This window comes from Clostridium sp. MCC344, from assembly GCF_018785365.1.
GTDB lineage: Bacteria > Bacillota > Clostridia > Lachnospirales > Lachnospiraceae > Pilosibacter.
Window position 1 is genome coordinate 21,480 of sequence record NZ_WQPQ01000056.1, and the last position, 13,759, is coordinate 35,238.

Sequence of the window (13,759 nt, forward strand, 5' to 3'; positions counted from 1 at the left end):
CGCAAAAATCCATTCCAGATCAGCTTCGCTGATGGGATTTTTGCCCTCCAGCCTATGTTTTCTTACGGTCAGCGCAGCAAGTGCGCAGACCTACTGAACAGTTACAGAAAAACTTCATCTCTGGAAACCTTCAGATTGATATCACAGCCTGAAAAACTTCCGGAGATGAAGTTTTTTTGTGCGACAGAAGTGACTTTTAGTGCGTCTCTCCTCCGACCACTTTGATATCCTGCTCATATTCAACAGCGGCCTTCACAGCCGCTTCCAATGCAGCCGTAATATCCGCAATGGCCATAGACGGGGTCGCCGGTTTATTGACAACCTGGGAAACGGCATACGGAACGTGGATAAAGCCACCGCGTACATTTGGAAATTCCTTTTGGATATAGTATAAAATTCCATACATGACATGGTTGCAGATATAAGTTCCTGCGGTGTTGGAGAGGGTAGAAGGATAACCGGCGTTCCTGATCTCCTGAACCATCGCCTTCACCGGAAGATTGGAGAAATAGGCAGCATCTCCGTCTGCAAAAATCGGCTCATCGATGGGCTGGTTTCCTTCGTTATCCGGGATTCTTGCATCTGTTACATTGATCGCAACACGCTCCGGAGTCACGCCGAACCGTCCGCCGGCCTGGCCGATGCTGATAACGATATCCGGGTGGAGCTCCTGCATTTTTTCATGGACTTTCGCAATGGATTTAGCGACTACGGTCGGGATCTGCAGCTTTGTGATCGTTGCCCCGGCGATCTCGTCTTTCATGGCTTTTACGGCTTCCCATGCCGGATTGATCGGTTCTCCGCCGAAGGGGTCGAACCCGGTGATCAGTACGTTCATGTAAATTCCTCACTTTCTTTAAAGCCGCCTCTGCAACGCGGGGGATTTTCAGTCCGGAAAATCCACGCCGTGATATTAACGGCATATTTTCTCAGGAGACTTATTTGACAAACAGAGTCTCCGACGTTATGATAGATAAGGATATTATACAGGAAAATAAAAGAATTCGCAAACGCAATTCCTGTACACGGACAGGAATTTTCTAATGTGCAAACGCGCGAAGATGTAGATTGTCACATGCGACCGCGTGAGGCGCGAGAATATGCCAGGCATATTCTTTTTTAGGGAAAATCCCGTACAGTACAGAAATGCAAAAACAGATAGAAAAGAGGAAAAATTATGTTTCGCAGAATCGGAAAAAATGATCCATGCTGGTGTGGAAGCGGGAAGCCATATTGTGAGTGCCATATGGCATTTGACCAGAAGATCAGTCGTGCCCGCTTTGCAGGCCACGAGGTTCCGTCCCACAAGATCATCAAGACACCGGCACAGATCGAGGGGATCCGTGAGAGCGGAAAACTGAATGTGGCAGTCCTTGATTATGTGGCGGAGCACATCAGAGCGGGAATTACCACGGAGGAGATCGACCAGTGGGTATACGACTTTACGACAAAGCACGGCGGGATTCCGGCACCGTTAAATTATGAGGGATTCCCGAAGAGCGTGTGCACCTCCATCAATGATCAGGTGTGCCACGGAATCCCGTCCGGGGATGTTGTCTTAAAAGACGGCGATATCATCAACGTGGATGTCTCCACGATCCTTCACGGATATTTCTCGGATTCGTCCAGAATGTTCCTGATCGGCAATGTGGATCCGGAAAAGGAAAAACTTGTCCGTGTCACGAACGAAGCTGTGGAAAAGGGTCTTGAACAGGTAAAACCGTGGGGATTCTTAGGAGATATGGGACAGGCAGTCCATGACTACGCGAAGAAGAACGGATACACCATTGTCGAGGAAGTCGGCGGTCACGGCGTCGGCCTTGAGTTCCATGAGGATCCGTTTGTAAGCTATGTGACAAGACGGGGCGAGGAGATGCTTATGGCACCGGGGATGATCTTCACCATCGAGCCGATGATCAATATGGGCCGTCCGGATATCTTTGTGGATGACAGCAACGGCTGGACGATCTATACCGATGACAGGCTTCCGTCTGCCCAGAGGGAGATCATGGTACTCGTGACAGAGACCGGACATGAGGTCCTTGCGTGGTAGAAAAAAACGGGAGAAAAACCTGATGAAAAACAGGAAAATTCCTTGAATAGTATCTGAAAATTCGGTATAATATAGTCAAATAACAGTAAACGTGAGATTTGAATAAGGAGGATCGTGTATGGAGTTAAAGTATGACAAAATTCAGACGACCGGTACAGATACCCCGTTAAAAATCGTAAAGGGACATTTTGCAACGAATCATGCCCACACGAATTACTATTTTGACCTGACGACGGTAAAGAGCCGTCTGAGTGAGGCGGGAGGAATTGCCCAGGCACTCGTACATATGTATCTGTACGATATGATCGTCGATACAATCGTATGCATGGAAGGGACCGAAGTGATCGGAACACTTCTTGCGCAGGAGCTGACAAAAGGCGGTTTCATGTCGAAGAACGCCCACAAGACGATCTACGTTATCAAACCGGAGTTCAACAGCAACAGCCAGATCGTGTTTAAGGACAATTACCGCGCAATGATCAACGGAAAGAATGTGCTGATCCTCACCGCGACCGTGACAACAGGTCTGACGATCAACAAGGCGATCGAGGGTGTCCAGTACTATGGAGGAATTATTCAGGGGATCTCCGCAGTATTCAGTGCGCTTGAGAATGTCAATGGGATTCCGATCAAGTCGGTATTCGGATTAAAAGATGTTCCGGATTACCAGTACAGCGATTACAGGAACTGTCCGTTATGTAAGGAAGGAAAGAAACTGGATGCGCTGATCAATCCGTATGGATATTCAAAACTGTAAAAATAATTTGAAATAGAAGCAGCTCTGCAGGCCGGGGAAAATCCCGGTGTCTGCAGAGCTTTTTCTTTTAACAGGAAACTCTGCGGAATTCCCTGTTAAACAAAAAGGCATTTACGATCGGGTAATGTTGCATAACTCTGGTTCATACAAGCTATAAAAAGAAACTACTTGCAATTTTTGACAAAGTGCTTATAATAAAACATAGCAACATTGCTGAAGGGCAACTGGAAAGGAGACGCAAAGATATGACGAATCTTATTCTACTCGCAGTCGTGATTCGAATTATCGTCAGCATTATCGTCGTGAACGGGAATGCTTATTTGCGTTATACTGAATCTGGGATTGCCTGATAGAAACTTGAAAGAACAAGTTACGAAAGAAAGCAAAGCCTTACAGTGTAACGCTGTAAGGCTTTTTTATACCTGAATTTTGATACGGACATTTGTCCGTACCGAAAAAAGAAAAGACGGGAATGTCTGACAGAGTCGGACATTCTGAAAGAAATAAGATGAGGGGAAAAACAGCTATGAAAATGAACGGAGCGCGGATCCTGGTGGAAGAGCTGATCCATCAGGGCGTGAGAGTGGTCTTCGGATATCCGGGGGGCGCAGTGCTTGATATCTATAACGAACTCTATCTTGCGTCTGACCGTATCGGACATGTCTTAGCGGCCCATGAGCAGGGAGCTGCCCATGCCGCTGACGGATATGCGAGAGCAAGCGGAAAGACCGGCGTGGTCCTGGCGACAAGCGGTCCCGGTGCTACAAATCTGGTGACAGGGATCGCGAATGCCTACCTCGATTCCGTACCGATGGTCGCGATCACAGGAAACGTCGCGGTAAACAGTCTCGGAAAGGATTCTTTCCAGGAGGTGGATATCGTCGGGATCACACAGCCGGTAGTAAAACACAACTTCATGGTCCGGGACATTAAGGATCTTCAGAAGACGATTATTGAAGCCTTCGAGATCGCGAATTCCGGACGTAAGGGACCGGTTCTCATTGATATTCCGAAGAACGTCCAGTCTGCGGAATACGAGTATGTGGAGGACTTAAAAGTCCCAAGTGTTGTAAAGAAGCCGAGAAAGTCCGAGTGCGGAGACATTGGTGAAGTTGTTGAGATGATCAAAAAGGCGAAAAAGCCGTTTATCTACGCAGGCGGCGGTGTCGTGGCAGCAGGAGCCCAGAAAGAAGTCCTGGAGCTCTCAAAACGGGTCGACGCGGCGATCGGTCTTTCGATGATGGGAATCACCTCCGTTCCGGCCTCCTATCCGCTGAATCTTGGAATGTGCGGCATGCACGGAAAATATCCGTCCATCAAGGCCCAGTCCGAATGTGATCTGCTTCTGGCAGTTGGTGTTAGATTCTCCGACCGCGCGACAGGTGACTTAAACGAGTACACAAAGAAATGTATGACGGTCCATATCGATATCGACCGCGCGGAGATCGGAAAGAACGTCAGCCCTGACGTGAGCCTCTGGGGCGATGTGAAGGAGATCCTTACGAAGATTCTGGAAGCGCTCCCGGAAGAACGGCATCCGGAGTGGGTGAGTGAGCTTGAGGGCTATAAGAACGAGATGATCCTCCCGGCACCGAAACCTTACGGACCGGAAGCCATCATCGAGGAAGTTCACAGACATTGTACCGAGGACACAGTGGTCGCTACCGACGTCGGACAGCACCAGATGTGGACCATGCAGTTCTACCCGTTTGAAAAGCCGCATACGCTTCTCACTTCCGGCGGTCTCGGAACCATGGGATACGGTCTCGGTGCAGCCATCGGCGGATGCATCGCAGCGAGAGGCAGAAGAACCGTTCTCTTCACCGGAGACGGAAGCTTCGGAATGAACTTAAACGAGATGGCAACGGCGGTAAGCCAGGAGCTTCCGATCACCATCGTCCTCTTTGACAACGATGTTCTCGGAATGGTAAGACAGTGGCAGACAATTTTCTACGACTGTCACTATTCCCAGACGATCCTGGACAGAAAGACGGACTTCCCGGCTCTGGCGAAAGCCTTCGGTGCTGACGGATACGCGGTCTACACGATGGAGGATCTAAAGAAAGCCCTTGATGTAGCTGACAAATCCCAGGGACCGGTTCTGATCGACTGTCACATTGATATGGATGAGAAAGTCCTGCCGATGATTCCGCCGGGACGATCCATCAAAGACATGATTGTGGAAGGATAAGGTGACCATGGAAAACAAAGTTGAAAAGTTTGCGGTCGCCATGATCGTAAACAACCGCTTCGGCGTTTTAAACCGCATCGCCGGTCTTTACGCAAAGCGCTGCTATAATATCGATAATATCTCTGCAGGAACGCTTGATGATCCGAATTATACAAGGATCACCATCGTCTCCACAGGAGATGAATATATGAAGGATCAGGTGGTCCGTCAGCTGGAAAAACTGATCGATGTCCGCGCGGTAACCCTTTTGGAGCCGGAGAACACCGTTTTTGCCCAGCACATGTACATTAAAATGCACCTGACAGGGACCCACAGAGGTTCCAGTAAGCATCAGGTACTGGATCTGATCAACGAGTACGGCGGAAAAGTCGTAGACTTCGGTGAAGAGCATCTGACAGCCGAGATTACCGGAGACAGCAAAAAAGTTGAATCTTTTATTGAAAAAGTCAGAGATTTTGGTATATTAGAACTTAGCCGGTCGGGAGAGATCGCGATCGGTTTAGGAATAGACAACACATTATGTGTCGATCACAATGAAGAATAAGGAGAAGAAAACTATGGCAACCATGTATTATGAGAGAGATTGTAACTTATCACTTCTTGACGGAAAGAAAGTAGCTGTTATCGGCTACGGTTCTCAGGGTCATGCACATGCTCTGAACTTAAGAGATTCCGGCGTTGACGTAGTAGTAGGTCTTTACGAGGGCTCCAAATCTGCTGCAAAGGCAAAAGAGGATGGCTTCACAGTTATGCTCACAGCAGACGCTGTTAAGGCAGCAGACATCATCATGATCCTTGTAAACGATGAGAAGCAGGCAGCTCTCTACAAGAAAGACATCAAAGATAACCTGACAGCAGGCAAGACACTTGCATTCGCTCACGGCTTCAACATCCACTTCAAACAGATCGTTCCGCCGGCAGATGTAAACGTTATCATGATCGCTCCGAAGGGACCGGGACACACCGTTCGTTCCCAGTATGTTGGCGGCAAGGGCGTTCCGTGCCTCGTAGCTGTTGAGCAGGACCCGGCTGGAAACTCCATGGAGATCGCAAAAGCATACGCTGCAGGCATCGGCGGAGCAAGAGGCGGTATCCTCGAGACAACATTCAAGGAAGAGACAGAGACAGACCTCTTCGGTGAGCAGGCAGTTCTCTGCGGCGGCGTTTGCGCATTAATGGAAGCTGGTTTCAACACACTTGTAGAAGCTGGTTACAAGCCGGAGAACGCATACTTCGAGTGCATCCACGAGATGAAACTGATCGTAGACCTGATCTTCAACGCTGGTTTCGAGGGAATGAGATACTCCATCTCCGATACTGCTGAGTATGGTGACTATGTAAGCGGTAAGAGAATCATCGGCGACGAAGCTAAGAAGGCTATGAAGCAGGTATTAACAGAGATCCAGGATGGTACATTCGCTAAGAACTGGATCCTTGAGAACCAGGTTGGCAGAACAACCTTCAACGCAGCAAGAGCAGCACACGCTGAGACACTTGCAGCTAAGACAGGCCGCGAGTTAAGAGCAAAAATGGGCTGGAAGCAGACACAGGATCTTGACGAGGCTAAATAGTCGCGTAGGAAAATGAGCAGTGCAAAGGCGGCGGGGAAAGATTCACGTTGTGCTTGCACATAAGTGAATCTTTGCCGACGGCTTTATAGGGCGAATGCCCGCGCACGAACGGACGCAAGTCCGTGAGTGTGCCACTGCGGGGCAGCGGAAAACGCAAGTCCGCGAGTGTGGCACTGCGGGGCAGCGAAACCCTAAAAAAATTCTTCAGGGCCAGGCATCACCGCCTGGCTCTGGATTTCATAAGGAGAAAAACAATGAATTCAGATAAAGTAAAAGCAGGCGTAGAACATGCGCCGCACCGTTCCCTGTTAAAGGCAGACGGATACAACGATGAGCAGATGCGCCGCCCGTTCGTCGGCGTCGTAAACTCTTTCAACGAGATCGCTCCGGGTCATATGCACTTACAGAACATCGCACGTGCCGTAAAGGACGGTGTTCTCGCTGCAGGCGGAACCCCGATGGAGTTCGATACGATCGGTGTCTGTGATGGTATCGCCATGGGACATGACGGAATGCATTTCTCTTTGAGCTCCCGTGAACTGATTGCTGATACCATCGAATGCATGGTAAAAGCACACTGCTTTGACGCTCTCGTATTTATCCCGAACTGCGATAAGATCGTTCCGGGTATGTTAATGGCAGCTATGCGTCTGAACCTTCCGTGTATCTTTGTATCCGGCGGCCCGATGCTCTCCATCAACCAGAGAGACTTAAATACTGTATTCGAGGCAGTTGGCGCGAGAAAAGCAAACCTGATCAACGATGAAGAGCTTGCTGAGATCGAAGGAAGCTCCTGCCCGGGCTGCGGTTCCTGCTCCGGTATGTTCACCGCAAACTCCATGAACTGCCTGACAGAGGTTCTTGGCCTCGGTCTTCCGGGCAATGGTACGATCCCGGCTGTATACGCAGAGCGTATCCGCCTTGCAAAGACAGCTGGTATGCAGGTTATGAAGCTGCTTGCCGATGATATCCGTCCGCGTGATATCGTAACACCGGCAGCATTCGAGAACGCGCTGACAACCGATATGGCTCTCGGCTGCTCCACAAACTCCGCACTTCATCTTCTTGCGATCGCTCACGAGGCTGATATCGCTCTTGACCTTCATATGATCAACGACATCAGTGAGCATACTCCGAACCTGTGCCATCTTGCACCGGCCGGACATCACCACATGCAGGATCTGATGGAAGCAGGCGGAATCTCCGCAGTATTAAAAGAGCTTCTCGATGCAGGAATGATCCAGGGACAGTGCAAGACTGTAACAGGAAAGACGGTTGCTGAGAACGTTGCACATGCAGTAAACCGCAATCCGGAAGTTATCCGTCCGATCGACAATCCGTACACAAAGACAGGCGGACTTGCCGTTCTTTTCGGAAACCTTGCTCCGAACGGCGCGATCGTAAAACGTTCCGCTGTAAAACCGGAGATGTTAGTCAACACAGGTACTGCAAAGTGCTTTGACTCCGAGGAAGAGGCGATCGCTGCGATCTACGCAGGAAAGATCGTTCCGGGCGACATCGTTGTCATCCGTTACGAGGGACCGGCAGGCGGTCCGGGAATGAGAGAGATGCTCTCCCCGACATCCGCGATCGTTGGCATGAAACTCGATACGACCGTTGCTCTCCTGACAGATGGCCGTTTCTCCGGCGCATCCTGTGGTGCAGCAATCGGACATATCTCTCCGGAGGCAGCTGCAGGCGGCCCGATCGCTTACATCAAGGACGGTGACAAGATCGCGATCGACATCCCAAACTACAGCTTAAAGCTTCTCGTTTCTGATGAAGAGATGGAAGAGAGAAAGAAGACCATGAAGATCCGTGAGCCGAAGAAGCTGACCGGATACTTAAAACGCTACGCAAAGAACGTATCCTCCGCAGATAAAGGTGCGATCGTAGAGTAGGCGAAGGATTCATAGGGCGGACGCCCGAAGCTTCCTGACCGCGAAAGCAGACAAGAAGATGTACATCGAAATTGAAGAAAATGAAAAAGGGCGGCGGGCTTGTTGAGAAGCTGCGCCGTCCTTTGCATCAAGAGAGGAAACCATATGAATGAGATCGTATCAAACCTGCTCGTATACGGCAGCCTGCCGGAAGACTCGATCCTCTGGCAGCTTGCGGATATCTGCGAAAAATTAAAAAATCAGACAGAGTCCAAAGACGCACTGCGCGGACGCGTATTCCATCAGGTAAAAAATCTTCTGACGGTTGCGACAGACTATGCATTTGATAAAAATTTATGGCATAATTACCTGACTTTCCTGCTGATCACGAACGAGAATCCGTTCAGCCTCGTCTGTGAAAAGATGGGGGCTCAGGACGGAACGGTCAACAACTTTGTGACTCATGACTTTGAGATGTTTAAAAAGCTGTTCGACTATGATTTCTCCTGGATGGAAAAAGAACTTTCCATCGACTGCTTCACCCAGCTGACTCACTATAAGGCGATCCGCAAAAAAGAGCTGATGTACAATAAAAATGTCAGCGAAAAGGTGAGAAATTTAAGTGAACAGCTTGAGACGGCTGAGTCCGGAGCTGATTTCTTCAAATATGTGACGGAATTCTACAAGGACTTCGGTGTCGGCATGTTCGGTCTCAACAAGGCGTTCCGCATTGCTGAGAATGGAGACGGCTCCGTCCGCTTCCTCCCGATCAACAACATGGATGCCGTGATGCTGGACGACCTCATCGGATATGAGCTTCAGAAGAAGAAACTTGTGGAGAATACCCAGGCGTTCTGCGACGGAAAAGCGGCGAACAACGTCCTGTTGTTCGGCGACAGCGGTACCGGTAAATCCACGAGCATCAAGGCGATCGTCAACCAGTTCTATCCGCAGGGCCTGCGCATGATCGAGATCTACAAGCACCAGTTTAAGGATCTCTCGACGATCATCGCCCAGATCAAGAACCGCAATTACAAGTTCATCATCTACATGGATGATCTTTCTTTCGAAGAATTTGAGATCGAGTACAAGTTCTTAAAGGCCGTTATCGAAGGCGGCGTTGAGACGAAGCCGGACAATGTCCTGATCTATGCGACATCAAACCGCCGTCATCTGATCAAGGAGACATGGAAGGACAGAGAGGATATGGAGCACAGCGAAGATCTGCACCGTTCCGACACTATGGAAGAAAAACTCTCCCTGGTCAACCGTTTTGGACTTTCCATCTACTATGCGAAGCCGAACAAGGAAGGCTTCAACGAGATGGCGATCGCACTTGCGAGACGTGCAGGCATCACTCCGGATATCATGACGGACGAGGAGATCTGCTACGAGGCGAACCGTTTCGAGATGCGCGGCGGCGGACTTTCCGGCCGTACTGCCCAGCAGTTTGCGAATTACCTGCTCACGATCAAATAAGAATACTCACAGAGTACGAAGCCCTGGTATGGAGACATGCCGGGGCCTTTTTTGTTTAACAGGAAATTCCGAAGGAACTTCCTGTTAAACAAAAAGGCGCTACGTGCCTAAGATGCACACTCGCGCGAAGATGAAGATTGTCGCAAGCGACCGCGCTCGGCGCGAGAATGTGCCGAGGCACATTCTTTTGTATAACTGTTTCGACTCGAAAATTCGCTAAGATCCGCTAAGAGAATGCTGAAAAATATTTAGATATTTACAAAATAATAGAATATAGTCAGAAAATGACGAGCAAAAACCCGAAATCACACCTGTTTAACCTTGAATTCGACAGAAAGAAAATCGTATAATCTCTACATTCCTACCGGAGAAGATCAAAACGTGAAAGATCGCGGCGGCTATCCGAAAGGATCAGGGGAAATGAAAGAAAAAGAACGCAGAGTGTAACAGGAGGAACATTATGGCAGAATTATCAATTGCGATCGCGGATGACAACAGACAGACTTTGAATTTACTTGGCGAGATCCTGGAGAAAGAGGACGGGATCCATGTGGTTGGAAAAGCAGATAATGGCGAGGACGCATACAATATGATCGTCCGAACAAATCCGGATATTGTCCTCATGGATGTGATCATGCCGAGACTTGACGGAATTTCTGTCATGGAAAAGATAAAGAATAACACACAGATGAAGAACCACCCTTCGTTTATCATGGTGACGGCGGCCAGCAGTCAGGATGTGACAGAGGATGCGTTCCGCCTCGGAGCGAATTATTATATCATGAAACCGTTCAACCGCGACGTGATCCTGGACAAGATCCGCAGAGTCTGCCGCGGACGGGCGAAAGCGGCGGGCAATGTACATACGGAAATGAAACGGGTACAGCCTTATCTCGACAAGGAGAACTACATGGAACAGAATCTGGAGACGGATGTGACCCAGATGCTGCATGAGATCGGGATCCCGGCACATATTAAGGGATATCAGTACCTGAGAGATGCTATCATCATGTCGGTCCGGGATACCGAGATGCTGTCATCGGTCACGAAGATCTTATATCCGACGATCGCGAAGACCCATAAAACGACGCCGAGCCGCGTGGAGCGCGCCATCCGTCATGCGATCGAAGTGGCCTGGGGAAGAGGAGAGCTCGACACACTGAACAGCCTCTTCGGATATACGGTAAACGGCGGCAAAGGCAAACCGACAAATTCAGAATTTATTGCATTGATTGCAGACAAAATCCGACTGGATTATAAACGAATCTGAAAAATCTGAAAAAACAAAAAAGACCCACTTTCTAATTTTACAGGGATGTGTTATACTGAATCTAATAGCGGGGCACAGAGCGCTGTTCACTGGCAGGGATCTTTTGAACGGAAGATCCCGTATGATGCAGTTCTGGCTGCGGATCCTGCCAACAGGGGATGGAAAGACCGACGGGATCACGTTACCGGGTCCATATCGGTGAACGGTAACGCAAGAAAAGTGGAAGGATGGGTTATCATGAAAAAAATATTGTTTGTCGCTTCCGAAGCTGTACCTTTTATCAAGACAGGCGGACTTGCCGATGTTGTGGGTTCCTTACCGAAATGTTTTGATAAAGAATATTTTGATGTTCGGGTCATGATCCCGAAATATCTCTGCATCAAAGATAAATTTTTGAGCAACCTTACTTATGTAAATCATTTCTATATGGACTATCTGGGACAGAGCCGTTATGTCGGGATTCTTGAATATGTTTATGAGGGGATCACCTTCTATTTTATCGACAACGAGAGCTATTTCTGGGGAGATAAGCCGTATGGAGACTGGTATTACGATCTGGAAAAATTCTCATTCTTCTCCCAGGCGGCCTTATCCGCACTCCCGGTAATCGGTTGGAGACCGGATGTGATCCACTGCCACGACTGGCAGACCGGACTGATCCCGGTATATCTGAAAGGCAGATTCGGCGAGGGCGAATTCTTCCGCGGGATCAAATCCGTTATGACGATCCACAACCTGAAATTCCAGGGCGTTTGGGATGTGAAGACGATTCAGAGATTTTCCGGTCTTCCGGACTATTTCTTTACTCCTGATAAGCTGGAAGCTTATAAAGACGGAAATATGTTAAAGGGCGGTCTCGTGTACGCGGATGCGATCACGACGGTCAGCAATACTTACGCGGAGGAGATCAAGACTCCGTTCTACGGGGAAGGACTGGACGGACTCATGCGCGCCCGCGCCAATGATCTCCGCGGTATCGTAAACGGAATCGACTACGATGTATTCAACCCGGAGACGGACCCGGATATCGTTCAGAATTATAATGCGAAGAACTTCCGAAAAGAAAAAGTCAAAAATAAACGCGCACTCCAGGAAGAGCTCGGACTTGCCAGAGATGATAAGAAATTTATGATCGGTATCGTCTCGAGACTCACGAGCCAGAAAGGTCTCGACCTGATCCAGTGCGTTATGGACGAGATCTGTACAGACGATGTCCAGTTAGTGGTCCTCGGAACCGGCGATGAGAACTATGAAAATATGTTCCGCCATTATGACTGGAAGTATCACGACAGGGTATCGGCGCAGATCTATTATTCCGAGCCGCTGTCCCACAAGATCTATGCGGCCTGCGATGCCTTCCTGATGCCTTCCTTATTTGAACCGTGCGGACTGAGCCAGCTCATGGCGCTCCGGTACGGCACGGTGCCGATTGTCCGTGAGACCGGCGGCTTAAAGGATACGGTGTGGCCGTACAATGAGTTTGAGGGAACAGGAACGGGATTCTCCTTTGCAAACTACAATGCCCACGAAATGTTAAACATCATCCGCTACGCGAAACATATCTTCTACGATAAGAAGCGGGAGTGGAACAAGATCATTGACCGGGCTATGGCTGTAGATTTTTCATGGAATAGCTCCGCAAAGAAATATCAGGAATTATACGACTGGCTGATCGGATATTAAGTTGTTCACACAATCCATTCCCGCCCACGCATCCATGTGGGCGGGAATGTCGTTTACGCGAACAACGAGCCAGAGTCCGCGCTTGCGCGAGACCCTGGCGACTGTCGCGATAACAAGGGGAAACCCGCGAAGCGTGCTTTCACTTGTCTAAATAGCCGCCTGATAATGATCTTACAGAAAAGAGGAAAACATGACGATATGGAATGAACTTCTGGGAAACCAGGTGCTGATCAGTGCTGTGCTGGGGTGGACGGTCGCGCAGTTTTTAAAGACCGTGATCGATATGGTCCTGAACCGGTCTTTTAATCCTGAACGGATCTTCGGGTCAGGCGGAATGCCGAGCTCCCATTCGGCTACCGTCTGCGCACTCACAACAGCTTCCGGAATGAAATACGGAGTCGGAAGTTTTGAGTTTGCCGTCAGCTTTGTCCTTGCGATGATCGTAATGTACGATGCGATGGGCGTGAGACGGGAGACGGGAAAACAGGCGAAGCTGCTGAATAGTGTATTTTTTGAGAATATTCTGAACCTTGATGGAGTATTTCTCCAGGAAAAATTAAAGGAATACGTGGGACATACGCCGCTGCAGGTAGTTGCCGGGGCGATCCTGGGGATCCTGATCGCAGTGCTCATTGGTTAATTGTACTAAATTGAATATAAAATATACACAATTATGTCTAAAGAGTATTGCGAAAAAACACGAAAATATGTGAAAAAATCACGAAAGATTTACAAAGGGATGTTGCAAATTTTGGCAACATCCCTTATAATATGTACAGACCTTTTTTCCGACACTCAATTTTTTTGTGCGAAATCTCTAAAACCAGAGATCGTGTGATGGGGCATGGGGGTACCGCAAGGGGAGCAAAGAAATG

General features: G+C 49.0%; 11 protein-coding genes. 10 read left to right on the forward strand and 1 reads right to left on the reverse strand.

Annotation, left to right across the window (positions count from 1 at the left end; genetic code table 11):
- Window positions 1–196 precede the first annotated feature (196 nt).
- The gene (gene pcp, locus GPK90_RS12160) at window positions 197–838 is read right to left on the reverse strand and encodes a pyroglutamyl-peptidase I (protein WP_118298836.1); all 642 of its coding nucleotides are present in this window, start codon (window positions 836–838) and stop codon (window positions 197–199) included.
- 339 nt (window positions 839–1,177) lie between these two features.
- Here pcp and GPK90_RS12165 point away from each other — a divergent pair, with 339 nt between their 5' ends.
- The 10 genes from GPK90_RS12165 to GPK90_RS12210 all read left to right on the forward strand — a co-directional run bounded on the left by GPK90_RS12165 (window position 1,178) and on the right by GPK90_RS12210 (window position 13,524).
- On the forward strand, window positions 1,178–2,053 hold the full coding sequence (locus tag GPK90_RS12165) for a methionyl aminopeptidase (protein WP_015555112.1): 876 nt from the start codon (window positions 1,178–1,180) through the stop codon (window positions 2,051–2,053).
- Window positions 2,054–2,171: 118 nt separating this feature from the next.
- Window positions 2,172–2,810 carry a type I phosphoribosyltransferase gene (locus GPK90_RS12170; RefSeq protein WP_015555111.1) on the forward strand — a complete coding sequence of 213 codons (639 nt, stop codon included), beginning with the start codon at window positions 2,172–2,174 and terminating at the stop codon, window positions 2,808–2,810.
- Window positions 2,811–3,336: 526 nt separating this feature from the next.
- Window positions 3,337–5,001, forward strand: a complete 1,665-nt coding sequence (gene ilvB / locus GPK90_RS12175; RefSeq protein WP_118529591.1) for a biosynthetic-type acetolactate synthase large subunit — start codon at window positions 3,337–3,339, stop codon at window positions 4,999–5,001.
- Between the two features lie 7 nt (window positions 5,002–5,008).
- Window positions 5,009–5,545, forward strand: a complete 537-nt coding sequence (ilvN, locus tag GPK90_RS12180; RefSeq protein WP_015555108.1) for an acetolactate synthase small subunit — start codon at window positions 5,009–5,011, stop codon at window positions 5,543–5,545.
- Between the two features lie 13 nt (window positions 5,546–5,558).
- Complete coding sequence (gene ilvC, locus GPK90_RS12185) at window positions 5,559–6,572, forward strand: ketol-acid reductoisomerase (RefSeq protein ID WP_215703114.1); 1,014 nt, start codon at window positions 5,559–5,561, stop codon at window positions 6,570–6,572.
- A 254-nt stretch (window positions 6,573–6,826) separates the two neighbouring features.
- Window positions 6,827–8,473 carry a dihydroxy-acid dehydratase gene (ilvD, locus tag GPK90_RS12190; RefSeq protein ID WP_118322369.1) on the forward strand — a complete coding sequence of 549 codons (1,647 nt, stop codon included), beginning with the start codon at window positions 6,827–6,829 and terminating at the stop codon, window positions 8,471–8,473.
- A gap of 144 nt (window positions 8,474–8,617) precedes the next feature.
- Complete coding sequence (locus GPK90_RS12195; RefSeq protein ID WP_118298850.1) at window positions 8,618–9,931, forward strand: ATP-binding protein; 1,314 nt, start codon at window positions 8,618–8,620, stop codon at window positions 9,929–9,931.
- A 460-nt stretch (window positions 9,932–10,391) separates the two neighbouring features.
- Window positions 10,392–11,201 carry a sporulation transcription factor Spo0A gene (gene spo0A / locus GPK90_RS12200; RefSeq protein WP_118298830.1) on the forward strand — a complete coding sequence of 270 codons (810 nt, stop codon included), beginning with the start codon at window positions 10,392–10,394 and terminating at the stop codon, window positions 11,199–11,201.
- A gap of 237 nt (window positions 11,202–11,438) precedes the next feature.
- Window positions 11,439–12,884, forward strand: a complete 1,446-nt coding sequence (gene glgA / locus GPK90_RS12205; protein ID WP_118529592.1) for a glycogen synthase GlgA — start codon at window positions 11,439–11,441, stop codon at window positions 12,882–12,884.
- A gap of 190 nt (window positions 12,885–13,074) precedes the next feature.
- On the forward strand, window positions 13,075–13,524 hold the full coding sequence (locus GPK90_RS12210; protein ID WP_118529338.1) for a divergent PAP2 family protein: 450 nt from the start codon (window positions 13,075–13,077) through the stop codon (window positions 13,522–13,524).
- The last annotated feature ends 235 nt before the right edge of the window (window positions 13,525–13,759 follow it).

Coding starts and splice junctions, on each gene's coding strand:
- pcp (WP_118298836.1), bottom strand. CDS start 838: ATGAACGTACTGATCACCGGGTTCGACCCCTTCGGCGGAGAACCGATC.
- GPK90_RS12165 (WP_015555112.1), top strand. CDS start 1,178: ATGTTTCGCAGAATCGGAAAAAATGATCCATGCTGGTGTGGAAGCGGG.
- ilvD (WP_118322369.1), top strand. CDS start 6,827: ATGAATTCAGATAAAGTAAAAGCAGGCGTAGAACATGCGCCGCACCGT.
- glgA (WP_118529592.1), top strand. CDS start 11,439: ATGAAAAAAATATTGTTTGTCGCTTCCGAAGCTGTACCTTTTATCAAG.
- ilvC (WP_215703114.1), top strand. CDS start 5,559: ATGGCAACCATGTATTATGAGAGAGATTGTAACTTATCACTTCTTGAC.
- GPK90_RS12210 (WP_118529338.1), top strand. CDS start 13,075: ATGACGATATGGAATGAACTTCTGGGAAACCAGGTGCTGATCAGTGCT.
- ilvB (WP_118529591.1), top strand. CDS start 3,337: ATGAAAATGAACGGAGCGCGGATCCTGGTGGAAGAGCTGATCCATCAG.
- GPK90_RS12170 (WP_015555111.1), top strand. CDS start 2,172: ATGGAGTTAAAGTATGACAAAATTCAGACGACCGGTACAGATACCCCG.
- GPK90_RS12195 (WP_118298850.1), top strand. CDS start 8,618: ATGAATGAGATCGTATCAAACCTGCTCGTATACGGCAGCCTGCCGGAA.
- ilvN (WP_015555108.1), top strand. CDS start 5,009: ATGGAAAACAAAGTTGAAAAGTTTGCGGTCGCCATGATCGTAAACAAC.
- spo0A (WP_118298830.1), top strand. CDS start 10,392: ATGGCAGAATTATCAATTGCGATCGCGGATGACAACAGACAGACTTTG.